This is a genomic window from Bradyrhizobium huanghuaihaiense (assembly GCF_007830635.1).
GTDB lineage: Bacteria > Pseudomonadota > Alphaproteobacteria > Rhizobiales > Xanthobacteraceae > Bradyrhizobium > Bradyrhizobium huanghuaihaiense.
This window is the reverse complement of the sequence record NZ_VLLA01000016.1, coordinates 158,488-179,076: the sequence shown is the minus strand read 5'-3', so window position 1 is coordinate 179,076 and position 20,589 is coordinate 158,488. Positions and strand designations below refer to the sequence as shown.

Genomic DNA, 20,589 nt, shown 5'->3' with positions numbered 1-20,589 from the left:
CTAGACTCAAGTTTTCTCGGCGACGACGACGAGACCGCGCACCGGCTCGTTGTTCTCGTTGCGCGGCGAGGCCGGCTCCAGCGTCAACAGCTTGAGCCCGGCTTTCGCGATGGCACCGCGGACATATTCCGCCGAATGGGCATAGCGCAGGGCTTCGCCGAGCACGATGCCGGTGCCGTCATGCGTCTCCAGCGTGAAGGCGAGCACGCCGCCCGATACGAGCACGCGCGTTGCTTCGGTCAGCACCGGCGCGAGATCGGAGAGATAGACGAACGCGTCCGCGGCGACGACGAGGTTCGCGCATCCGTCACTCTTCGTGCGCAGGCCCTCGATCATGTCGGCAACTTCGAGCTCGGCATAGAGGTTCGTCGCGCGCGCTTCCTTGATCATGCCGGGCGACAGGTCGATGCCGATGAAATGGTCGACCTGCTGGGCGAAGGCGGCCGCCGCAAGCCCGGTGCCGCAGCCGAGATCGATGGTGCGCTTGAAGAAGGCCGGCTTCTTCGCGGTGACGCGCGCGGCCAGCACCGCCTTGAAGATCAGCGCGGGGGCGCGATAGCCGAGATCGTTGATCAGCGCGTGCTCGAAGCGCGGCGCGTATTGATCGAACAGCGCCTGGACATAGGCCTTGGGCATCTCCGCAACTTGCGCATCGCCGAGCCGCATCAGATGCAGGCCGGCGCCGTGCTGATCCTCCGGATCGGAGTCGCGCGCCTTGCGGAAGGCTTCGATTGCCTTGTCGCGCTCGCCGAGCTGCTGACGGATCTCGCCGAGCGTGAACCAGGCCGAGGTGAAGTTGGGCGCGAGCTCGATCGCCTGCTCGATCAGGTCCGCGGCGGCGGGCAGATCGCCCTTGAGCTGGAGGTCGCGCGCGAACTCGAAACGGCGGTCGGCCATGAGATCGCCGGAGGTCAGGAACAGGCGGAGCGGCATTGAGGAACCAACACTCGTCATTGCCGGGCCTGACCCGGCAATCCATCAAGAAAGGAACTGTTTAGGGCGATGGATGCGCGGGTCCCGCCTCCGCCAAATGGCTTCGGCAGGCTTTTACACCATCGGGCCGGCGAAGCCTAGCGGAGACGGCAAGCCCGCGCGTGACGGGTGAATATCGGGGCACCGCTGCCTATATGACGTCCATGCGTCCGCAAGAGATCCTGCTGCCAGCTGCTGCCGGCCTGTGCTGCAAGCCCGGCGGCTTCCATATCGACCCTGTCCGCCCCGTCGAGCGGGCCGTGATCACCCACGGCCATTCCGACCATGCCCGCGCCGGCCATGGCGCGGTGCTGGCGACGCAGGAAACGCTCGACATGATGCGGCTGCGCTATGGCGAGAACTTTGCCGGCTCGACGCAAGTCATCCGCTATGGCGAGGAGATCCGCCTCGGCGACGTCCGCGTGAAATTCCACCCGGCCGGCCACGTGCTGGGCTCGGCGCAGATCGCTGTGACGTGCAAGGACACCTGCATCGTCGCCTCCGGCGACTACAAGGACGCGCTAGATCCGACCTGCACGCCATTCGAGCTGGTGCCCTGCGACGTCTTCATCACCGAGGCGACGTTCGGCCTGCCGGTGTTCCGGCATGGCGATGCGGCCGACGAGGTGAAGAAGCTGCTGGCCTCGGTCGCGCTGTTTCCGGAGCGCGCGCACCTCGTCGGCGCCTACTCGCTCGGCAAGGCACAGCGCGTGATCGCGCTGCTGCGGCGGGCCGGCTATGACGCGCCGATCTATCTGCATGGCGCGATGGAGAAGATCACGTCCTACTACCAGAGCCGCGGGATCGAACTGGGTGAGCTCAGGCCGGCGGCCGGCATGAAGAAGGCGGCGCTGGCCGGCACCATCACGCTGGCGCCACCGTCGGCCACGTCGGATATCTGGGCCCGGCGCTTTCCCGACCCGGTCACCGCCTTTGCCTCGGGCTGGATGCGCGTGCGCGCCCGGGCGCGGCAGGGCGGCGTCGAATTGCCTTTGGTGATCTCCGATCATGCCGATTGGGATGGTCTCACCACGACCATCGCGGCGACCGGCGCCGGCGAGATCTGGGTCACCCACGGCCAGGAAGATGCGCTGGTGCATTGGTGCCGGAGCAAAGGCCTGAAGGCGCAGCCGCTCGATCTCGTCGGCTACGGCGACGAGGAGGAGAGCGAGACGCCTGACGCCGGCGAGACTGAGGCATGAACCGCTTCGCCGAATTGCTCGACCGCCTCGCCTACGAGCCCGGCCGCAACAACAAGCTGCGGCTGATCACCGGCTATTTCCGCGAGGTCGGCGATCCCGACCGCGGCTATGCGCTGGCCGCGCTGACCGGCGCGCTCAGCTTCAAGCACGCCAAGCCGGCGCTGATCCGCGATCTGATCGCGGCGCGCGCCGATGAGGTGCTGTTCGGGTTGAGCTACGACTATGTCGGCGATCTCTCGGAGACGGTCGCGCTGATGTGGCCGAAGGCCGAACTCGCCGCCCACAACAACCCGCCTCCCCCAACCCTCACCGAGGTCGTCACCACGCTGCGCACACTCGGCAAGACCGAGTTGCCGAAGCAGCTCGAACGCTGGCTCGACGAGCTAGACGAGACCGGCCGCTGGGCCCTCCTGAAGCTCGTTACCGGGGCGCTGCGGATCGGTATCTCCGCGCGCCTCGCCAAGACTGCGGCCGCCGCGCTCGGCGACAAGGATCCGCACGAGATCGAGCTGATCTGGCCGGGACTCAGCCCACCTTATCTCGACCTGTTCGCCTGGCTGGAAGGCCGCGGCGAAAAGCCTGTCAATCGCGATCCCGCGCCGTTCCGGCCCGTGATGCTGGCGCATGCGATCGAGGATGCGGATTTCGCCACACTCGATCCCGCCGACTACATCGCCGAATGGAAATGGGACGGTATCCGCGTGCAGGCGGTCGCCGGCCGGGACGAGCGCGGCCACATCACGGCGCGCCTCTATTCGCGCACCGGCGAGGACATCACCGGCAGCTTTCCGGATCTCGTGCCGTCGCTGCGGCTGCCGGGCGCGATCGACGGCGAGCTGCTGATCCTGCGCGAAGGCCGCGTGCAGAGTTTCAACGTCCTGCAACAGCGCCTCAACCGCAAGGTCGTCTCGCCCAAGCTGATCAAGAAGTTTCCGATTCACCTGCGCGCCTACGATCTGCTCGGTGATGACGAGAATGATCTGCGCGAGCTGCCGTTCGCGGAGCGGCGCGAACGGCTGGAGACATTCGTCAGGAAGCTTGGCGATCCTCGCATTGATCTGTCGCCCACCGTTCCCTTCGCGAGCTGGGAGGCGCTGACCGCGGCGCGCGCCGATCCCGCGAGCGCCGGCGCCGGCGCCGGCGAAGACGCGGACGCCGTCGAGGGCGTGATGCTGAAGCGGCGCGATGCGCCCTATCTGCCGGGGCGGCCGAAGGGCCAGTGGTGGAAATGGAAGCGCGATCCGCACATCATCGATGCCGTGCTGATGTATGCGCAGCGCGGCCACGGCAAGCGCTCGTCCTATTACTCCGACTACACCTTTGGCGTCTGGACCTCAGGCGAGGCCGGGGACGAGCTGGTGCCGGTCGGCAAAGCATATTTCGGCTTCACCGACGAGGAGCTGCTGCAGATCGACCGCTTCGTTCGCCGTAACACCACGGAAAAATTCGGTCCCGTGCGCCATGTCGTGCACGAGGGCGACAAGGGGCTGGTGCTGGAGGTCGCCTTCGAAGGCCTGCAGCGCTCGCCGCGGCACAAATCCGGCATCGCCATGCGCTTTCCCCGCATCAGCCGCCTGCGCTGGGACAAGCCGCCGCGCGAGGCGGATAGGCTGGAGACGCTGGAAAGGATGCTGAAGGCGGAGCCGGCGGAGATTGAGGTGTGAACAGGTGCGCTCCCTCTCCCGCTTGCGGGAGAGGGTTGGGGAGAGGGTGTCTCCACATTGGGACACTCCCCCAGAGGCGAGAGCCCTCACCCGCGCCTTCGGCGCGACCTCTCCCGCAAGCGGGAGAGGTTGCAGCCAGCCCGCGGTTCGCACCGCCCGAATTAAACTCCCGTAACCCGATTGACGCGTCGTTGCGGGTTCCCCATGTCCCCCGCCGTGCCCTATAATAGGGTCGAATCCGCCCGAGGAGTTTGCGATGGTCCAAGACGTCAGAGATTTGCCGGCCGGCCGCAGCGACGGCCTGAACCGCTTTCTCGGCGGCTCGCCGTTGGCGGTCGCGTTTCGCCTCGTCCTGCTCTCGATCCTGGTCGGCGTCGTGCTCGCCGCGATCGGGTTCGATCCCTGGAACATCATCTACAGCATCCGCCTGTTGTTCCAGCGTCTGTGGGATCTCGGCTTCGATACCATCAACTGGCTGTGGCGCTACTTCCTGCTCGGCGCGGTCATCGTGATCCCGATCTGGCTGCTCTCGCGCGTGTTCGGCGCGCCGCGCGGCCGGTAAGTACGTGATTCAGGGAGTGCGCAGCCGATGCAACTGCGTTTCGTCGGCTGCGGTGACGCCTTCGGCTCCGGCGGCAGGCTCAACACCTGCTTCCATGTCTCCGGGCGCGAAGCGAACTTCCTGATCGATTGCGGCGCGTCGGCCCTGCCGGCGCTGAAGCGGCCCGAGATCGAGCGGGGCGACATCGATCTCATTCTCATCACGCATTTCCATGGCGATCATTTCGCCGGCCTGCCGTTCTTCCTGCTCGACGCGCAATTCTCGCGGCGAACGCGGCCGCTGACGATCGCGGGCCCGGAAGGCATCGAGACGCGGCTCGTCCAGGTGATGGAAGCGCTGTTCGAGCATTCTTCCAAGACCAGGCAGCGCTTCGAGCTCAACGTCGTCGAGCTCGCGCCCGGGCAGAGCCGAAGCTTCGGCGCCGTGACTGTGACGCCCTACCCGGTCGTGCACGGTGACTCCGGCGGTCCCTTCCTCGCCTACCGCGTCGCGGCCGAGGGCCGCACGCTCGCCTACAGTGCCGATACCGAATGGACGGAGACGCTCATTCCGCTGGCGCATGGCGCGGACCTTTTCATCGGCGAAGCCTATATGTACGAGAAGGTGGTCAAGAACCATCTCAGCCTGAAGACCTTGGAACAGCATCTGCCAGCAATCGGCGCAAAACGCCTCGTCCTCACCCATATGAGCGACGATATGCTGTCGCGCCTGGACGACGTGCCGCACCTCGCCGCCGAAGACGGCATGGTGCTCGTGTTCTGACATGCACGCGCCTGTTCAACTCAAAATCGGCTCCCGCCAGGTGTTCGCTATCGCCGGTCCCGCGATGGTCGCGAACCTCACGACGCCGCTGATCGGCGTGGTCTCGACCACCGCGATCGGCCGGCTCGACGATGCGGCGCTGCTCGGCGGCGTCGCGATGGCATCCGTGATCTTCGACTGCCTGTTCTGGCTGTTCGGCTTCCTGCGCATGAGCACGCTGGCCTTCACCGCGCAGGCGCTCGGCGCGGGCGAGACGCGCGAGCAGACCGTGATCCTGGTGCGCGGCTTCATCGTCGCAGGCCTGATCGGCGCGGCGCTGATCGCCCTGCAATTGCCGCTCTCCGCCGGGCTGTTCGACCTGATGGGCGGCAGCGCGGGTGTGACGCAGGCGGCAAAGACCTATTTCATGATCCGGATCTGGTCGTCGCCCTTCGCCTTTGCCAATTACGTCATCCTCGGCTGGCTGGTGGGACAGGCCCGCGCCAATCCGGCGCTGCTGCTGCAGGTCGTCATCAACCTCATCAACATGGCGGCGACGATTTTGCTGGTGCTGGTCTACGACACCGGCATCGCGGGTGCGGCGATCGCCGCGCTGCTATCGGAGACGATCGGCTTCGTGCTGGGCTTCATCGTCTGCCGGCGCCATGCGGATGGCGGCTTTGCCATTCCCCGCGTGCAGCTGTTCGATCGCGCAAAGCTGATGCGGCTGCTGGCGGTCAACACCGACATCCTGATCCGCACCGCGGCGCTGATCGCCGTATTCCTGTTCTTCACCGCCAAGGGCGCGCGCGCCGGCGACGTCACGCTTGCCGCGAACTCCGTGCTCAACAATTTCCTCCTGGTCAGCGCCTTCTTCCTCGACGGCCTCGCCAATGCGGCCCAGCAGCTCTGCGGCCGCACCTTTGGCGCGCGCGATGCGAGGGGATTTGCGGACTCGACCCGGCTGGTGCTGCTGTGGGGGCTCGGCTTCGCGCTGGTCGTCGCCGTGCTGTTCGCGCTGTTCGGACCTGATATCATCAACTTCATGACGGCGAGCGAGGACGTCCGCCGCGCCGCGCGCGATTTCCTGCCGTTCATCGTGCTTGCGCCCATCCCCGGCGTGTTCGCGTTCGGCTTCGACGGCATCTTTGTCGGCGCGACCTGGGCGCGCGAGATGCGCAACCTGATGCTGCTATCGCTCGCGATCTTCTTCGGCGTCTGGCTGGCGCTGCAGTCGTTCGGCAATGCCGGGCTGTGGTGCGCGCTGATCGCGTTCTACGTTGCGCGTGGTGGTTTGCAGGGCGCAAGGTATCCGGCGCTGTATCGGGTGACGTTTTCGAAGCCGTAGAAGAATCGTAGCCCGGATGGAGCGCAGCGAAATCTGGGGTTCTCGTGCCCGCGGACAGACTCCCGGATTACGCTACGCTCCATCCGGGCTACGGGGCCTGCAATGACAGGCGTGTCCCGGGCGCGCTGCAGCGTGAAACGCTGCTGCGCAGAGCGGGGACCCGGAAAGCAACATGGCACGATACGGTGATATGGGCCCCGGCTCTGCAGCGCACCACGCCGAAGGCGGCGCGCTGCGCTGCGTCCGGGGCACGAGAGCTACATCCCCGGCCAGTCTTCCGCGGTCAGCGTCGCCGCATCGGAGCCCACGATTTCGGAAAGCGAATCGCGGCCCGTGCGCAGCAATGTCGAGGTGAGATCGCGCTTGATCTCCTCGACGAGGCCGAGGCCCTTGTAGACCAGCGACGAATAGAGCTGGATCAGGCTCGCGCCGGCGCGGATTTTTGTCAGCGCCGCACCGCCGGAATCGACCCCGCCGACGCCGACCAGGGGGAACGCGCCCTCGACCCGCACATAGGTCTCCGCGACCATCCGCGTCGAGAGGCGGAACAGCGGCCGGCCTGACAGGCCGCCCTGCTCCTTGGCCCGCGTCTCCTCGCGCAGCGTGCTCGGCCGCGCGATCGTCGTGTTCGACACGATCATGCCGTCGACCTTGCGCGAGCGCGCGACCTGCACGACGTCGTCGAGCTGGGCGAGGCTCAAGTCAGGCGCGATCTTGAGCAGCACCGGTGTATCGCCAGCCTTTTGCCTGACACGCTCGCGCGCGTCGATCACGCGCGCGAGGAGATCGTCGAGCAGCGCGCCTTCCTGCAAGTTACGCAGGCCCGGCGTGTTGGGCGAGGAGACATTGACGGTGAAATAGCTCGCGACCGGCGCGAAGGTCTCGATCAGCTTGACGTAGTCGGCGACACGGTCCGGCGAATCCTTGTTGGCGCCGACATTGACGCCGACGATGCCGCCATGCTGCGCGCGGGCGGCGAGCCGGCGCAGCGCGACGTCCGCGCCGTCATTGTTGAAACCCATGCGGTTGATGACGGCTTCGTCGCGCTCGAGCCGGAACAGGCGCGGCCGCGGATTGCCGGCTTGCGGTTTCGGCGTCACCGAGCCGATCTCGACGAAGCCGAAACCGAGCCGCAGCAGCGCGTCCGGCACCTCGGCACTCTTGTCGAAGCCGGCGGCCATGCCGATCGGATTGGGAAAATTGAGGCCGAAGGCGCGGACCGCGAGCTTGGGATCGTCAGCGCGCGGCTTGACCGGCGGCAGGAAGCGCAGGCCCTGGATCGCCAGGCGATGCGCATCCTCCGGATCGAGCCAGCGCAGCACCGGCAGCGAGAAGGCGTCGAAAGCGCGGATCACGGCGCGAGCTCCGGAACATCGTGGCTGCCGTCGGAGCGCATGTTGAGGTTCAGCACCGAGATGACAGCGCCGAGATCGAGCTCGCCATAGAGGTGCGGAAACAGCTCCTCATTGCGCGAGCGCTCCCAGCGCAGCTCGCTGCCCAGCGCATCGCCGTCGACCTCGACCAGGAACAGCGCCCGCTGCCCGGCGAAGTGCTTGCGCAGGGTTTCGGGAACCTGGGCGGCCGTCGAGAAATGAATGAAGCCGTCGCGCGAATCGTCCGCGCTGCCCTGATACACGCCGTGCCGTTCCGCCTCGCGCCAGGCCGAGGCCGGACAGATTTTGTAGATCTTGACCACCGCTTGCGCAGCCCTGTTTGCCCTTTGAGACAGCTCTTTGAGTCTCTTGGGTTTTTTCGTCTGTTGGGGTCCCTGAAACCCCGGCGCGACCGTAAAGGCCGCTCCTTCCGAACTCAAGACTTAGCGCCTGTTCCGTCCCGATGAAATCGGGACGGGCCGTCAGATTCCCGTTTTGACGCGTTTTCCTTGCCACGCACTTGTATTCCCTCCACCCGACAACCGCTTTCGCGTCACCCCCTTGCGCTAAAAACGGAAAACCGGTTGATTTGAGGACAGTTTTCCTGAGTTGCGACGGGCTGGACCTTCCATGGTCAGACAGGCCAAAGCGCAGAGGATGCTGACTCACGACCAGATCTGGGTCGCGCTGGATCGGCTCGCGGCGCGCGCCGGCCTGTCGCCGTCCGGCCTTGCCAAGCGCGCCGGGCTCGATCCCACCACCTTCAACAGGTCCAAGCGCGTCACCCCTGATGGCCGCGAGCGCTGGCCCTCGACCGAATCGATCGCGAAAGCGCTGGCGGCGACCGGCGACTCCATCGACACCTTTGCAAGGCTGATCGACGACGAGACAGGCAACGGCCGATCGGTGCCGCTGCTCGGCCTCGCGCTGGCCGGCACGAGCGGCGCCTTCGACGAGTCCGGCCTTCCGTCGGGCAAGGGCTGGACCGAAGTCGCGCTTCCCACGGTCGAGGACAGCCAGACGTTTGCACTGGAGATCGCGGGCGATGCACTTGCGCCCACCTACCGCGACGGCGACGTCATCCTGGTCTCACCGGGCACAGCGATCCGCAAGGGCGACCGTGTCGTGGTGAAGACCACAGCGGGCGAGGTGACGATCGCAACCCTGAAGCGCCGCACGACAAAGTCGCTGGAATTGCAGCCGCTCGATGCCGCGCAGGCCGAGCGCACGATGGCGACGGGCGAGGTCGCCTGGATCGCAAGGATCGTGTGGGCGAGCCAATAGATTCAACGTGCGATTGCCATTGCGACTCACCGGCCCTCTCACCTAGGTTGCGCGCGAAATTGCCGATCGAATTGATCTGAGGGGGGACTACGATGAATCGCCGTCACGCATTGAAAGCACTCGCGGGTCTTGCGCTTTGTCCGGTGTGCAAGCCGGCCTTCGCCGCCGAAGGCGTGCATTGGAGCTATGAAGGCGCCGGCGGTCCGGGCAAATGGGGCGACCTCGATGCAGCCAACAAGGCCTGCACGGTCGGCCTGCAACAATCGCCGATCGACATCGAGACGACGGTGAAGTCGCAATTGCCCGCGCTGAAGCTGAACTGGGGCAGGACTGCCGACACCATCGTCAACAACGGGCACACGATCCAGCTCAACTTCGCCGAGGGCAGCACGCTTCTTCTCGGCGACGTCAAGTACAGGCTGCTCCAGGTGCACTTCCACCGGCCGAGCGAGCACATGATCGGCGGCAAGAATTTTCCGATGGAGGCGCATTTCGTCCACCGCAACGATGCCGGCGGGCTCGCCGTGGTCGGCGTGCTGATGGCGGAGGGCAAGCCGAACCCGGCCTTCGGCAAGATCATCAAGACCATGCCGGCAACGGAAGGCCCCGCGGTGAAGGCGGATGCGAGCATCGATCCGCTCGCCATGCTGCCAACGAAGCTCGGCTATTACCGCTATCCCGGCTCGCTGACGACGCCGCCCTGCTCGGAAGTCGTCGAATGGCTGCTGCTGACCACGCCGATCCAGGTGTCGGCCGCCGATGTCGCTGCCTTCGCAAAGCTCTACCCGATGAACGCGCGCCCGGTGCAGAAGGATAACCGGCGTTACGTGCTGCGGTCGATCTAACAGGGGCTCAAGTTCGTCGATGTCGTCCTGGCGAAAGCCAGGACCCGTTACCCCAGGGAGAAGTCGTCGTGCGAGTTGGCAACTCCGAGTCCCCGTAACCACATCCGACGGTGGTTATGGGTCCTGGCTTTCGCCAGGACGACGTTGGGGAGAGAGTTGCCGCCGCAATGATGGTTCGTAGCCCGGATGAGCGAAGCGATATCCGGGACCTTTCTTTGCGGCACCCCGGATGTCGCTGCGCTCATCCGGGCTACGGGTCTTCAGCTGGGCAACAGCGTTACGCTGATCGCGCCAGCGCGCCGTCGATCATGTTCACCGCGTTCTGCACGCCGTACACCGCGACGAAGGAGCCGAAGCGCGGGCCCTTCTCCTGGCCGAGCAGCACCTGGTAGAGCATGTTGAACCAGTCGAGCGTGACGCCGGGGCGGCCGTCCTTGCCCTTCTTGACCTGGTCGAGGAACGGCTCGCGGCGGCCGATCTCGTAGACGACGTTCTGGATGTCTTCGGCCGAGGCGTCCTGCGGAAGCTGCGAGAGCGCATCGCGCAGATCCTGCAGCGCCGCGCGCTCCGTGTCCGTGGGCACGCGGAACTGCTTCGTCGGCGCGACGAAGTCGCGGTAGTAGTTGATGGCGTAGCCGACCATCGCGTCCAGCTTCGGATGCGTCTGCGGGCTCACGCCGGGACGATAGCGGCCGATGAAGCCCCACAGCGTCTCGGCATTCTCCGCGTTCGACGACGACACCAGCGTCAAGAGCAGCTGGAAGGTGACGGGCATGTCGCCCTGCGGCGGCTTGCCGTTGTGGATGTGCCAGACCGGATTGCCGAGCTGCTGCTTGCCGTCCTGCCTGGCAAAACCGTCGATGAACTGCTGGTAGTCGTCGACGTTGCGCGGGATGACGTCGAAATACAGCCGCTTGGCCGCCTTCGGCTCGCGGTACATGAACAGCGACAGCGATTCCGGCGAGGCGTAGCGCAGCCATTCGTCGATGGTGAGGCCGTTGCCCTTCGACTTCGAGATCTTCTGGCCCTGCTCGTCGAGGAAGAGCTCGTAGTTGAAGCCTTCGGGCGGTGTGGCGCCGAGCGCCTTGGCGATGGCGCCGGACAGCTTCACGGAATCGATCAGGTCCTTGCCGGCCATCTCGTAGTCGACGCCGAGCGCGACCCAGCGCATCGCCCAATCGGCCTTCCACTGGCATTTTACATTTCCGCCGGTGACAGGCGTTTCAACTTCCTGGTTGGTATCAGGATCGACATAGGTCACGGTGCCGGCGGCGACGTCGCGGCGGATCATCGGCACTTGGAGCACCACGCCGGTGGACTTGCTGATCGGCAGGAACGGCGAATAGGTCGCGCGGCGATCCGGTCCCAGCGTCGGCAGAATGATCGCCATGACCTTGTCGTAGGCAGCGAGCATCTTCAGCAGCGTCGCATCGAAACGGCCGGACGTGTAGTAGTCGGTCGAGCTTGCGAACTCGTAGTCGAAGCCGAAATGATCGAGGAAGGCGCGCAGCCGCGCGTTGTTGTGGTGGCCGAACGAGGGGTACTCGTTGGAGAACGGATCCGGCACCCGCGTCAGCGGCTTGCCGAGATGCGCGGCCAGCATCTCCTTGTTGGGGACGTTGTCGGGCACCTTGCGAAACCCGTCCATGTCGTCGGAGAACGCCAGCAGGCGCGTCTTGATCTTGTCCTCGGTCAGCACGCGGAAGGCGTGGCGCACCATCGAGGTGCGCGCGACCTCGCCGAACGTGCCGATATGCGGCAGGCCTGACGGGCCGTAGCCGGTCTCGAACAGCACCTCGTCCTTCGGGCTTTTCTTCAGCCGCGCGACAATGGCCTTCGCCTGCTCGAACGGCCAGGCGTTGGATTGTTCGGCGAGCGCACGCAGGTCGCTCGGGCTCATGCTGGGATCGATAACGGACATCAAGGGGCCTCCGGGCCGCGGAAAATAGCGATTTCCGGGCAGAATGCAAAAGTTGCGGAGCAACTAACGCGGGAATCGTAGGGTGGGCAAAGCGAAGCGTGCCCACCACCTTCAAAGACGTGGGCACGGCGCTGACGCGCCTTTGCCCACCCTACGGCAGTTCGCTCGCCGCTAGCGCGACGAGATGAAGCGATCAAAACGGGCTCACCGAGAAATAGCGGAGCCACAGATCGGTGTAGCGGCCTTTTTCCCAGACGCGGAACAGGGCCCAGTTCAGGGCCTGGCGCAGCACGTCGTTGCCCTTGCGGACGGCGATGCCGATGCCTTCGCCGAAGAAGCGGCTCTCAACGAAGGGGCCGCCGGAGAAGGCACAGCAATCGCCGGAATCGGTGCCGTTGATCCAGAACGCGAGCGAGATGGCATCGCCGAAGATGAAGTCGACCTCGCCCTTGCGCAGCGCTGCGCGCATCGCGTCGTCGCTCGGATAGGGGTGCAGCTCGGCGTCGGTGAACATCGCCTTCAGATACGCCTCATGCGCGGAGCCCGCGATGACGCCGACCTTCTTGCCTTCGAGATATTCGGGGCGGATCTCCGGCATCACCGCATCCTTGCGCGAGGCGAAGCGCGCCGGCACGCGGTAATAGGGATCGGTGAAATCGACGCGGGCGCGCAGCTGCGGGCTGACCGCCATCGAGGCGATGATGGCGTCCCCGCGGTTGGAGGTGAGCGCATCGACCAGCGTCTCGAAGCGCCGCATCTGCACCGTGCAGGTGACCTTGATCTCGTCGCACAGCGCGCGGGCGAGATCGACGTTGAAGCCGGCCGGATTGCCATCGGCGCCGGTGTAGTTGAACGGCGGATAGTCGGTCTCGGTCAGGAAGCGGATCACGGTCAGGCGCGACAGGTCCGGCCGCTCCGGGCGCCGGCGCGGGTCCCAGAACCCGGGCACGGCCTGGGGGGCCGCCTGGGGCGCAACTTGCGGCGTGGCCTGGGGCCCCGCCGGGGGCTGCTTGGCCGGGGCCTGGGCGTTGGCGCCGGAGAGGCCAGCGAGCAGGCAGAGGCCGGCGGCCAGCCCTGCCAGCAAGCCACGGACAGATTTGAACGATTTCGCCTGTTGCGATGGAGCCATCGGCCGAAAGCAATGAATTTCGTTGGGATCAGAGGGCCTTATAGACCATCCACCCGGGAACGCGAGCGCCGATTATGGCTGTGCTCCCTCCCCCGCTTGCGGGGGAGGGTCGGGGAGAGGGTGTCTCCGCGAGCGAGAAACCCGATGAGGGTAGAGCCCCCACCCGGCGCTTCGCGCCGACCTCCCCCGCAAGCGGGAGAGGTTGCACCGAGAACGCCGCTCGATCGTGCTCTCTCAGAGATACCGCTTCAGATCCGTCGCAGCCTCTTCCGGCGTGCGCTTCAGGTTGAACGGCGAGACGAACCGGCCATCGCGGTCCATCAGATAGATCAGCGCGGTGTGGTCCATGGTGTAGTCGCCGTCCTTGGTCGGGACCTTCTTGGCATAGACCCGGTAGGAGGTGATCACCTTGGCGGTCTCGGCGGGGTCGCCGGACAGGCCTGCCAGATGCGGATCGAAGCTCGACAGATAGTCCTTCATCGTCGCCGGCGTGTCGCGCTCGGGATCGACCGAGATGAAGACGGCGTTGACCTTGTCGGCGTCCTTGCCCATCGCCCGCAGCACCTCCGAGATCTCGAACAGCGAGGTCGGGCAGACATCGGGGCAATGGGTGTAGCCGAAGAAGATCAGGGTCGGCTTGCCCTTCAGGCTCTTGTCGGTGACGGCCTTGCCGTTCTGGTCGGTGAGCTGGAACGGGCCGCCGATCGCCGCGGGCTGCGCCACCTTGCTGACCCCGCCCATGGCCCAGAACATGATCAGGAGCCCGAGGACGAGGCTTGCTGCAAAGGCGGTCGCGATCACCAGCGGACGGGCGGCGGAACTCATAGGCGGAAAACTTCCTGTCGGGGTCAGAAGCAGGCGGCGAAGCCGGTCCTGATCATTTCGAAGAACACCTGGCTGCCGTAGTGGAACCACAGCGCCAGCGCACCGATCACGACCAGCCCGCCGACACCGGCGCCCGCCAACAGCAGCACGGACGGCGTCCGGCCGGCAGTGGACGAATTGTCCTGTAACGGATGTCCCGGGTGCAGTGGTTGAGCCATGACAAATTTGGGGGCGAAGGCCCCGGTTCCCAGGCTTTCAGATAGGCTTTAGCCCGCCGGCGGGCAAGGCGCCGCTGACGGGCTCAACGATCCCGTCATGCCCGTGGTGTCAGTGAAGCAGCTGGCCCCGGGCCGACTCGACCTGCTCCGGTTGCGGGAGGGTCCGGCGTGCCGGCCTGATCGCCGAAGCCTGGGCGTCCATGTAGCAGGGCTTGTACATGGCCTGCAGCTGCTTGCCCCTCAGGAACAGCATATGCGGGGTCAGGCCGCCGCGCTGCGCGATCCAGCGCTTCACCTGCGACGGATACATCGCATAGAGCATCTGGGTCGCTTCGGGATTGGTGATGGCGCGGCCATTGGCGCCGAAATCCCAGGCGGCGTGGAAGCCGAGCGTCGCGCTCGAGGTCACGCAGATGCGGTCGTGCGGGATGGCGCCGAGGACGATGGTGCAGGCCGAGGCGCAGAGGCCGTCGATGATGACGGTCTCGCCCGATTGCCTGAGGTCCTGGTATCTGTCGACGTAGGTTCCAATCCGGCCACCGCGGTCATCCGCGATCCGAACCACCGCGTGAGAAGCCCCCATGCCCGCGATCAAGAGAACCGCCGCGAGCAACCCCGTCAGAAACTTCATTGTCCCCCGCCCCAGTCGAATTCGAATCTGCGTGTCAGGTGGTGATGCAGTGCTAGCGTCCGTCGTAACCAAGGTTTTGTCTAGGCAGGCCGGCTTGATCAAAACAAATTCAAATCCAGTGTTGCGTCGGCGCTGCACCCGGCCGGTCTCTATCCCAAAGTGGAACAAGTTAACGAGGTCTTACGCGCCACGCCCTTGATCTCAGTTACGACCGCTGGCTTCAATCCGGGCAACTACAGGGGAACTCATGGAGGGGGAAGCGCATGGCTGAGGAAACAGACGTCATCGTCGTCGGCGCGGGACTGTCGGGCCTCGTCGCCGCGACCGAGATTGCGGATGCGGGCAAGCGCGTGATCGTGGTGGACCAGGAAGGCGAGCAGTCGATCGGTGGCCAGGCATTCTGGTCATTCGGCGGATTGTTCCTGGTCGATTCGCCGGAGCAGCGCCGGCTCGGCATCAAGGACTCGTTCGAGCTCGCGATGCAGGACTGGCTCGGCACCGCCGGCTTCGACCGCGACGAGGACTTTTGGCCGCGCAAATGGGCCGAGGCCTATGTCGCCTTCGCCGCCGGCGAGAAGCGCGACTGGCTGCGCGCGATGGGCCATCGCATCTTCCCCGTGGTCGGCTGGGCCGAGCGCGGCGGCTATGACGCGATGGGCCACGGCAATTCGGTGCCGCGCTTCCACGTCACCTGGGGCACCGGGCCCGGCATCGTCGAGCCGTTCGAGCGCCGCGCGCGCGAGGCGATGAAGAGCGGCCGCCTCACCTTCAAGTTCCGTCACCGCGTCGATGCGCTCACCATCACCAACGGCACCGTGGACGGCGTCAGCGGCGCCGTCCTAGCGCCCGACAATGTGGAGCGCGGCAAGAGCTCGTCGCGCAACGTCGTCGGCGAGTTCGCGCTGAAGGCGCAGGCCGTGATCGTTGCGTCCGGCGGCATCGGCGGCAATCACGATCTGGTGCGCGCGAACTGGCCGAAGCGGCTCGGTGAACCGCCGAAGTTCATGATCTCCGGCGTGCCCGAACATGTCGACGGCCGCATGATCGGCATCACCGAAAGGACCGGTGCGCGCCTGATCAACCGCGACCGCATGTGGCACTATGTCGAGGGCATCCAGAACTGGTCACCGATCTGGCCGCGCCACGGCATCCGCATCCTGCCTGGGCCTTCGTCGATGTGGTTCGACGCCACCGGCACACGGCTGCCGGCGCCGCTGTTCCCCGGCTCCGACACGCTCGGCCAGCTCAAATACATCATGTCGACCGGCTATGATTATTCCTGGTTCATCCTGACCCAGAGCATCATCAAGAAGGAGTTTGCGCTGTCGGGCTCGGAGCAGAACCCCGACCTGACCGGCAAGAGCTGGCGCATGACCTTGCGCCGCGCCACCAACAAGGGCGCCCCCGCGCCGGTCGAGGCCTTCAAAAGCCATGGTATCGACTTCATCGTGCGCGACAGGATCGAGGACCTTGTGGCGGAGATGAACAAGCTTGCCGGCAACGACCTGCTCAGGCTCGAGCACATCAAAATGCAGATCGAGGCGCGCGACCGCGAGATCGCCAATCCTTACGTCAAGGATGCGCAGGTCATGAACATCCACAATGCGCGGCGCTATATCGGCGACAGGCTGATCCGCACCGCCGCCCCGCACCGCATCCTCGATCCCGCGCAGGGGCCGCTGATCGCGGTGAAGCTCAACATTCTCACCCGCAAGACGCTGGGCGGTTTCGAGACCGATCTCGACTCGCGCGTGTTCGGCGAGGAGGGACGGGTCATCCCGGGCCTCTATGCGGTCGGCGAAGCCGCGGGCTTCGGCGGCGGCGGCGTGCACGGCTATCGTTCGCTGGAGGGCACCTTCCTCGGCGGCTGCCTGTTCTCGGGCCGCAATGCCGGCCGTGCGGCGGCGAAAGCGGTGGGATAGCTCATGCGGCGGTGGATGCAGATCGGGATGTTTCTTGCGGCATTGACCGCAGCCTCGGTCGCATCCGCCGACGTCATCGACGTCAACGGCGTGAAGCGCTCCTACACCTTGCAACTGCCGGCGAAGAGACTCGTGCCGCTGGTGGTCGTGCTGCATGGCAAGACCCAGCGCGGCGCCGACATGATCGCGCGGACGGCGTGGCCGCAGGTCGCAAAACGTGAAGGCTTTGCCGTGGCATTCCCTGATGGCCTCAACCATGCCTGGGCCGATGCGCGGACCAAGGCGGGACCCGCGCTCCGCGGCCCGCCCGACGGCACCGACGACATCGCCTTCATCACAAAGCTCGTCGAGAAGCTGCTGGCGAACGGCACCGCTGACCCGAAGCGCGTCTATGTCGCCGGCATCTCCAATGGCGGCGCCATGGCGATGACGCTTCTCTGTGCGCGCGCCGATCTGTTCGCTGCCGGCGCCAGCGTGGTCATGAACCTCACCGACGAGGCCGCCGTCACCTGCCATCCGTCGCGGCCGCTGCCGATATTGCTCATGAACGGCACGGCCGACCCACTGGTCCCCTATGCCGGCGGCCGCGGATCGAGCTATTTTGCCGCAGACGGGTTCTGGTCGACCGACGAGACGCTGGAATTCTGGCGCAAGCTCAATGGCTGCGAGTCAGACGATGCGGCCACCGTCGATCTGCCTGACAAGAATCCCGCGGACCAGTCCACGGTCACGCAGGTCACGTCGCGCTGCCCGACCGGGCACGACGTCGTGCTCTATCGCGTCAACCATGGCGGTCATCGCATGCCCGGGTTCTCGCCCGATGCCCGTTTCCCGAGGGTTGCGGCCAGCCTGCTCGGCCCGCAGAACAGCGACATCGACGGCGCCGAGACAATCTGGACGTTTTTCAGCCGGTTTCCGTGACGCATGCATCGGAGGTAACGCATGCGTGCCTGGCAACGCATGCGTGCCCGGGGTGGCACGGCGCAGGCCGCTGCGCTAGACAGGGCCGCCATTCCACCAGGAGATCCCAAATGAGCATTCAGCGTTTTGAAACCGGCCCGCGCATGAGCCAGGTCGTCGTGCACGGCAACACCGTCTATCTCGCCGGTGTCGTCGCCAGCAACGCCGCCGGCGAAAGCGTGACCAAGCAGACCCAGGACATCCTGAAGACCATCGACGGCCATCTCGCCAAGGCCGGCACCGACAAGTCGAAGCTGCTCTCGGCCACGATCTACATCACCGACATGAAGACGTTCGGCGAGATGAACGCGGTGTGGGACGCCTGGGTCTCCGCCGGCAACACCCCGGCCCGCGCCACCGTCGAAGCCAAGCTGGCGGCCCCGCAATACACCGTCGAGATCATGGTGACGGCGGCGAAGTAGTCTTCGCGAAGCAATACACATCCGAATGAAGCGCGATGAGGCCATCATCGCGCTTCATTTTTTTGCACGTGCCGATGACCTCCGAGGTAATCGATCTGCGCGCGCAAACCTTCGATAGTGAGGGACAGCCGGACACGGCGTCATCGAAGGAGAGCAACATGACCGACCACACCGCCATCGCCCACTGCTATATCGATCTCTGGAACGAGCGCACGACGAGCCGCCGGCGCGAGCTGCTGAGCGAGACCTGGACGGCGGATGCGAGCTATGTCGATCCGCTGATGAAGGGCGACGGCCCCGATGGCATCGACGCGTTGATCGCGGGCGTGCAGCAGCGTTTTCCCGACTTCAGGTTCAAGCTGATCGGCGAGCCCAACGGCTACGGCGACCATGTGCGCTTTTCGTGGGGGCTCGGTCCTGACGGCGTCGACAGCCCGATCAAGGGGACGGATTTCGCCGTGCTGAAGGACGGGCGGATCAGGAGCGTGACGGGGTTTCTGGATCAGGTGCCTGCGGGGGCGTGAGAGGGGAGTAAGCCGCCTCAAACTGTGTCGTCGTCCCGGCGAAGGCCGGGACCCATAACCACAGGGAGTGGTTTGACGAAGATTAGAAGTTCGGTACCCCTACCGTGGGCAACCCGATAAATCACGCGGTATGGGTCCCGGCCTTCGCCGGGACGACACCTTTTGGTTAGGCGCGAGCTTCGCTTTATGCGACTCGCAACCGATACGCCGCCTTCGCATTCACCCCGAACGCCTTCTCGCGCACATTCGGCCCGAGCTTCGCCAGACACGCCTCCAGCGCGCGCTTGATGTCGCCGTAGCTGCCGGCGAGCAGGCACACCGGCCAGTCCGAGCCGAAGATCAGGCGGTCCTCGCCGAAACATTTTGCCGCGTGCGCCACGAACGGCAGCAGTCGCTCTGCATCCCAATCGTCCCACGTCGCCTCCGTCGCCAACCCGGAGATCTTGCACCAGACATTGCCGCAGGCAGCCAGCGCTGCCATGCGGTCGGTCCATTCGTCGCTGCCGCCGTCGGCGATCGGCGGCTTGGCGGCGTGGTCGAGGACAAAGCGCGCTTGCGGAAAGGCCTGCGCGGTTGCGATCGCGGCGGGTAGCTCGCGGGTGCGGACGAGGAAGTCGTAGGCGAGATCGCGGGCGAACACCGCGGTGAGGCCGCGCTGGACGTCTTCGCGCAGCAGCCAATCCGCATCAAGCTCATCGTGGACCTGATGGCGGATTCCGACCAGCTTGGCACCGCCGGGCAGCGCGCGCAACCGGTCGAGCGTGTCGCCGAGGTCGCCGTCGGTCAGATCCACCCAGCCGACGACGCCGATGACAAAGGGGTTTTCGTGCGCGATCCGCAAGAATTCTTCGGTCTCCTCCAGCGCGGAGCGGCACTGCACGACGATGCTGGCGTCGATTCCGTTCGCCTCTAGCAGCGGCGCGAGATCGGCGGGGCCGAAGGCGCGGCGGATCGGTGACAGCTCGGGCGCGTCCATCCAGGGATAGTCGGCGCGTGCGGGGTCCCAGAAATGCTGATGGGCGTCGATGATCATGCCTTACGCCCCATCCGGTAGCGGCGCCCGCGCGTCGACGAGGTTTCGCGCGCGCAGTTCCTGCCAGAACGCCGCCGGCACGGTCTTTTCCGACATCGCGATGTTGTCGGCGACCTCGGCGGCATTGCGCGCGCCCATCACCGCAACGGTCACCGCCGGATGGGCCATGCAGAACTGCAGCGCGGCGGCTTTCAGCTCGGTGCCGTGCTTGCGGCAGAGCTCGTCGAGCGCGAGCGCGCGCGCGACGAGCGCCGCATCGGCATCCTGATAATTGAACTTCGCGCCCGCGTGCGGATTGGCCAGGATGCCGCTGTTGTAGATGCCGCCGAGCAGGATGCCGATATTCCCGGCCTGACAGACTGGAAACAGCGCATCCAGCGCGCCCTGGTCGAGCAGCGTGTAGCGCCCGGCGAGCAGGAAGCAGTCGACGGGTACGGCCTCGGCGAAGCGCACCGGCATCTCCGACTGGTTCATGCCGGCGCCGATCGCCTTGACGGTGCCGTCACTGCGCAGGCGCTGGAGCGCGCGGAAGGCACCGGCGACGGCCTGGTCATAGTGATCGTCGGGATCGTGCACGAGCAGGACGTCGACGCGGTCGAGCCCGAGGCGGGCAAGGCTCTCCTCGACCGAGCGCATCACACCGTCATAGCTGAAATCGAACACCGGCCGCTCGCGCGGCGTGCCCTTGTAGTGTTCGTCCTCGGCGGCGCCGCCATCGGGGGCGCGCAGCAGGCGGCCGACCTTGGTCGAGATGGCATAGGACTCGCGCGGTTGTCGTCGCAGGAACGCGCCAAGCCGCCGCTCCGCGAGGCCAAAGCCGTAGAGCGGGGCGGTGTCGAAGAAGCGGACGCCGAGCGCCCAGGCTCTCGCGAGGGTCGCCTCCGCATCGGCATCGCTGACAGGCGCAAACAGCCCGCCGAGCGGTGCGGAACCGAGGCCGATTGAGGTGACGTCGAGAGAGCCGAGCCGCGAGCGTTTCATTCCCATTGCCTTACAGTCTTCATTCCAGCAGT

The 20,589-nt window shown here is 65.8% G+C and carries 21 protein-coding genes; 11 read left to right on the top strand and 10 right to left on the bottom strand.

Translation table 11 applies throughout. The features are described from left to right. Nucleotides 1–6: 6 nt before the first annotated feature. Nucleotides 7–933, bottom strand: a complete 927-nt coding sequence (locus IQ16_RS28440) for a class I SAM-dependent DNA methyltransferase (RefSeq protein WP_018644947.1) — start codon at nucleotides 931–933, stop codon at nucleotides 7–9. A gap of 203 nt (nucleotides 934–1,136) precedes the next feature. On the opposite strand from IQ16_RS28440, the gene IQ16_RS28435 reads away from it, so the two are divergent. The 5 genes from IQ16_RS28435 to IQ16_RS28415 all read left to right on the top strand — a co-directional run bounded on the left by IQ16_RS28435 (nucleotide 1,137) and on the right by IQ16_RS28415 (nucleotide 6,489). Beyond that, nucleotides 1,137–2,174, top strand: a complete 1,038-nt coding sequence (locus IQ16_RS28435; protein WP_026312295.1) for a ligase-associated DNA damage response exonuclease — start codon at nucleotides 1,137–1,139, stop codon at nucleotides 2,172–2,174. Next, on the top strand, nucleotides 2,171–3,838 hold the full coding sequence (locus IQ16_RS28430) for an ATP-dependent DNA ligase (RefSeq protein ID WP_018644945.1): 1,668 nt from the start codon (nucleotides 2,171–2,173) through the stop codon (nucleotides 3,836–3,838). Before IQ16_RS28435 ends, IQ16_RS28430 begins: the two co-directional genes overlap by 4 nt. A gap of 256 nt (nucleotides 3,839–4,094) precedes the next feature. Continuing rightward, nucleotides 4,095–4,400: a DUF6460 domain-containing protein gene (locus tag IQ16_RS28425; RefSeq protein ID WP_018644944.1), complete on the top strand. Its 306-nt coding sequence runs from the start codon at nucleotides 4,095–4,097 to the stop codon at nucleotides 4,398–4,400. Nucleotides 4,401–4,427: 27 nt separating this feature from the next. Continuing rightward, the gene (locus tag IQ16_RS28420; RefSeq protein ID WP_018644943.1) at nucleotides 4,428–5,162 is read left to right on the top strand and encodes an MBL fold metallo-hydrolase; all 735 of its coding nucleotides are present in this window, start codon (nucleotides 4,428–4,430) and stop codon (nucleotides 5,160–5,162) included. A 1-nt stretch (nucleotide 5,163) separates the two neighbouring features. Then, nucleotides 5,164–6,489, top strand: coding sequence for an MATE family efflux transporter (locus IQ16_RS28415; protein ID WP_018644942.1), 1,326 nt, complete (start codon nucleotides 5,164–5,166; stop codon nucleotides 6,487–6,489). Nucleotides 6,490–6,746: 257 nt separating this feature from the next. On the opposite strand, the gene IQ16_RS28410 is transcribed toward IQ16_RS28415, so the two are convergent. Both IQ16_RS28410 and IQ16_RS28405 read right to left on the bottom strand, forming a co-directional pair. Then, a complete protein-coding gene (locus IQ16_RS28410) occupies nucleotides 6,747–7,844 on the bottom strand; it encodes a quinone-dependent dihydroorotate dehydrogenase (protein WP_018644941.1) in 1,098 nt (365 codons plus the stop codon). Then, complete coding sequence (locus tag IQ16_RS28405; RefSeq protein ID WP_018644940.1) at nucleotides 7,841–8,185, bottom strand: DUF952 domain-containing protein; 345 nt, start codon at nucleotides 8,183–8,185, stop codon at nucleotides 7,841–7,843. Before IQ16_RS28405 ends, IQ16_RS28410 begins: the two co-directional genes overlap by 4 nt. Before the next feature lie 307 nt (nucleotides 8,186–8,492). Here IQ16_RS28405 and IQ16_RS28400 point away from each other — a divergent pair, with 307 nt between their 5' ends. Further along, entirely contained in the window at nucleotides 8,493–9,146 is a 654-nt protein-coding gene (locus IQ16_RS28400; RefSeq protein ID WP_018644939.1) for a S24 family peptidase, read from the top strand. Between the two features lie 92 nt (nucleotides 9,147–9,238). Next, a complete protein-coding gene (locus IQ16_RS28395) occupies nucleotides 9,239–9,991 on the top strand; it encodes a carbonic anhydrase (RefSeq protein WP_026312294.1) in 753 nt (250 codons plus the stop codon). Nucleotides 9,992–10,268: 277 nt separating this feature from the next. Here IQ16_RS28395 and IQ16_RS28390 read toward each other — a convergent pair whose 3' ends face one another. The 5 genes from IQ16_RS28390 to IQ16_RS28370 all read right to left on the bottom strand — a co-directional run bounded on the left by IQ16_RS28390 (nucleotide 10,269) and on the right by IQ16_RS28370 (nucleotide 14,715). Beyond that, complete coding sequence (locus IQ16_RS28390; RefSeq protein WP_018644938.1) at nucleotides 10,269–11,912, bottom strand: lysine--tRNA ligase; 1,644 nt, start codon at nucleotides 11,910–11,912, stop codon at nucleotides 10,269–10,271. Between the two features lie 193 nt (nucleotides 11,913–12,105). Beyond that, nucleotides 12,106–13,041, bottom strand: a complete 936-nt coding sequence (locus tag IQ16_RS28385) for an ABC transporter substrate-binding protein (RefSeq protein WP_018644937.1) — start codon at nucleotides 13,039–13,041, stop codon at nucleotides 12,106–12,108. A gap of 234 nt (nucleotides 13,042–13,275) precedes the next feature. Then, entirely contained in the window at nucleotides 13,276–13,866 is a 591-nt protein-coding gene (locus tag IQ16_RS28380; protein ID WP_018644936.1) for an SCO family protein, read from the bottom strand. 23 nt (nucleotides 13,867–13,889) lie between these two features. Continuing rightward, complete coding sequence (locus IQ16_RS28375; protein WP_018644935.1) at nucleotides 13,890–14,084, bottom strand: hypothetical protein; 195 nt, start codon at nucleotides 14,082–14,084, stop codon at nucleotides 13,890–13,892. Nucleotides 14,085–14,193: 109 nt separating this feature from the next. After that, nucleotides 14,194–14,715, bottom strand: a complete 522-nt coding sequence (locus IQ16_RS28370; RefSeq protein ID WP_018644934.1) for a hypothetical protein — start codon at nucleotides 14,713–14,715, stop codon at nucleotides 14,194–14,196. A 263-nt stretch (nucleotides 14,716–14,978) separates the two neighbouring features. Here IQ16_RS28370 and IQ16_RS28365 point away from each other — a divergent pair, with 263 nt between their 5' ends. From IQ16_RS28365 to IQ16_RS28350, 4 genes are all read left to right on the top strand, one after another. Further along, nucleotides 14,979–16,637, top strand: a complete 1,659-nt coding sequence (locus IQ16_RS28365) for an FAD-binding dehydrogenase (RefSeq protein WP_018644933.1) — start codon at nucleotides 14,979–14,981, stop codon at nucleotides 16,635–16,637. Nucleotides 16,638–16,640: 3 nt separating this feature from the next. Continuing rightward, nucleotides 16,641–17,558 (top strand): CE1 family esterase, encoded by a 918-nt coding sequence (locus tag IQ16_RS28360; RefSeq protein WP_018644932.1) that lies wholly within the window; start codon nucleotides 16,641–16,643, stop codon nucleotides 17,556–17,558. A gap of 110 nt (nucleotides 17,559–17,668) precedes the next feature. Continuing rightward, nucleotides 17,669–18,019 (top strand): RidA family protein, encoded by a 351-nt coding sequence (locus IQ16_RS28355; RefSeq protein ID WP_018644931.1) that lies wholly within the window; start codon nucleotides 17,669–17,671, stop codon nucleotides 18,017–18,019. A 158-nt stretch (nucleotides 18,020–18,177) separates the two neighbouring features. Continuing rightward, nucleotides 18,178–18,543 carry a nuclear transport factor 2 family protein gene (locus tag IQ16_RS28350; RefSeq protein ID WP_026312293.1) on the top strand — a complete coding sequence of 122 codons (366 nt, stop codon included), beginning with the start codon at nucleotides 18,178–18,180 and terminating at the stop codon, nucleotides 18,541–18,543. A gap of 184 nt (nucleotides 18,544–18,727) precedes the next feature. Here IQ16_RS28350 and IQ16_RS28345 read toward each other — a convergent pair whose 3' ends face one another. Continuing rightward, nucleotides 18,728–19,576, bottom strand: coding sequence for an amidohydrolase family protein (locus tag IQ16_RS28345; protein WP_018644929.1), 849 nt, complete (start codon nucleotides 19,574–19,576; stop codon nucleotides 18,728–18,730). Between the two features lie 3 nt (nucleotides 19,577–19,579). Further along, complete coding sequence (locus tag IQ16_RS28340) at nucleotides 19,580–20,557, bottom strand: aldo/keto reductase (protein ID WP_018644928.1); 978 nt, start codon at nucleotides 20,555–20,557, stop codon at nucleotides 19,580–19,582. Nucleotides 20,558–20,589: the final 32 nt, after the last annotated feature.

Excerpts from the sequence above, each read along its gene's own strand:
- IQ16_RS28440 (WP_018644947.1), bottom strand. The coding sequence starts at position 933 with ATGCCGCTCCGCCTGTTCCTGACCTCCGGCGATCTCATGGCCGACCGC.
- IQ16_RS28435 (WP_026312295.1), top strand. The coding sequence starts at position 1,137 with ATGCGTCCGCAAGAGATCCTGCTGCCAGCTGCTGCCGGCCTGTGCTGC.
- IQ16_RS28430 (WP_018644945.1), top strand. The coding sequence starts at position 2,171 with ATGAACCGCTTCGCCGAATTGCTCGACCGCCTCGCCTACGAGCCCGGC.
- IQ16_RS28425 (WP_018644944.1), top strand. The coding sequence starts at position 4,095 with ATGGTCCAAGACGTCAGAGATTTGCCGGCCGGCCGCAGCGACGGCCTG.
- IQ16_RS28420 (WP_018644943.1), top strand. The coding sequence starts at position 4,428 with ATGCAACTGCGTTTCGTCGGCTGCGGTGACGCCTTCGGCTCCGGCGGC.
- IQ16_RS28415 (WP_018644942.1), top strand. The coding sequence starts at position 5,164 with ATGCACGCGCCTGTTCAACTCAAAATCGGCTCCCGCCAGGTGTTCGCT.
- IQ16_RS28400 (WP_018644939.1), top strand. The coding sequence starts at position 8,493 with ATGGTCAGACAGGCCAAAGCGCAGAGGATGCTGACTCACGACCAGATC.
- IQ16_RS28395 (WP_026312294.1), top strand. The coding sequence starts at position 9,239 with ATGAATCGCCGTCACGCATTGAAAGCACTCGCGGGTCTTGCGCTTTGT.
- IQ16_RS28390 (WP_018644938.1), bottom strand. The coding sequence starts at position 11,912 with ATGTCCGTTATCGATCCCAGCATGAGCCCGAGCGACCTGCGTGCGCTC.
- IQ16_RS28385 (WP_018644937.1), bottom strand. The coding sequence starts at position 13,041 with ATGGCTCCATCGCAACAGGCGAAATCGTTCAAATCTGTCCGTGGCTTG.
- IQ16_RS28380 (WP_018644936.1), bottom strand. The coding sequence starts at position 13,866 with ATGAGTTCCGCCGCCCGTCCGCTGGTGATCGCGACCGCCTTTGCAGCA.
- IQ16_RS28375 (WP_018644935.1), bottom strand. The coding sequence starts at position 14,084 with ATGGCTCAACCACTGCACCCGGGACATCCGTTACAGGACAATTCGTCC.
- IQ16_RS28370 (WP_018644934.1), bottom strand. The coding sequence starts at position 14,715 with ATGAAGTTTCTGACGGGGTTGCTCGCGGCGGTTCTCTTGATCGCGGGC.
- IQ16_RS28365 (WP_018644933.1), top strand. The coding sequence starts at position 14,979 with ATGGCTGAGGAAACAGACGTCATCGTCGTCGGCGCGGGACTGTCGGGC.
- IQ16_RS28360 (WP_018644932.1), top strand. The coding sequence starts at position 16,641 with ATGCGGCGGTGGATGCAGATCGGGATGTTTCTTGCGGCATTGACCGCA.
- IQ16_RS28355 (WP_018644931.1), top strand. The coding sequence starts at position 17,669 with ATGAGCATTCAGCGTTTTGAAACCGGCCCGCGCATGAGCCAGGTCGTC.
- IQ16_RS28350 (WP_026312293.1), top strand. The coding sequence starts at position 18,178 with ATGACCGACCACACCGCCATCGCCCACTGCTATATCGATCTCTGGAAC.
- IQ16_RS28345 (WP_018644929.1), bottom strand. The coding sequence starts at position 19,576 with ATGATCATCGACGCCCATCAGCATTTCTGGGACCCCGCACGCGCCGAC.
- IQ16_RS28340 (WP_018644928.1), bottom strand. The coding sequence starts at position 20,557 with ATGAAACGCTCGCGGCTCGGCTCTCTCGACGTCACCTCAATCGGCCTC.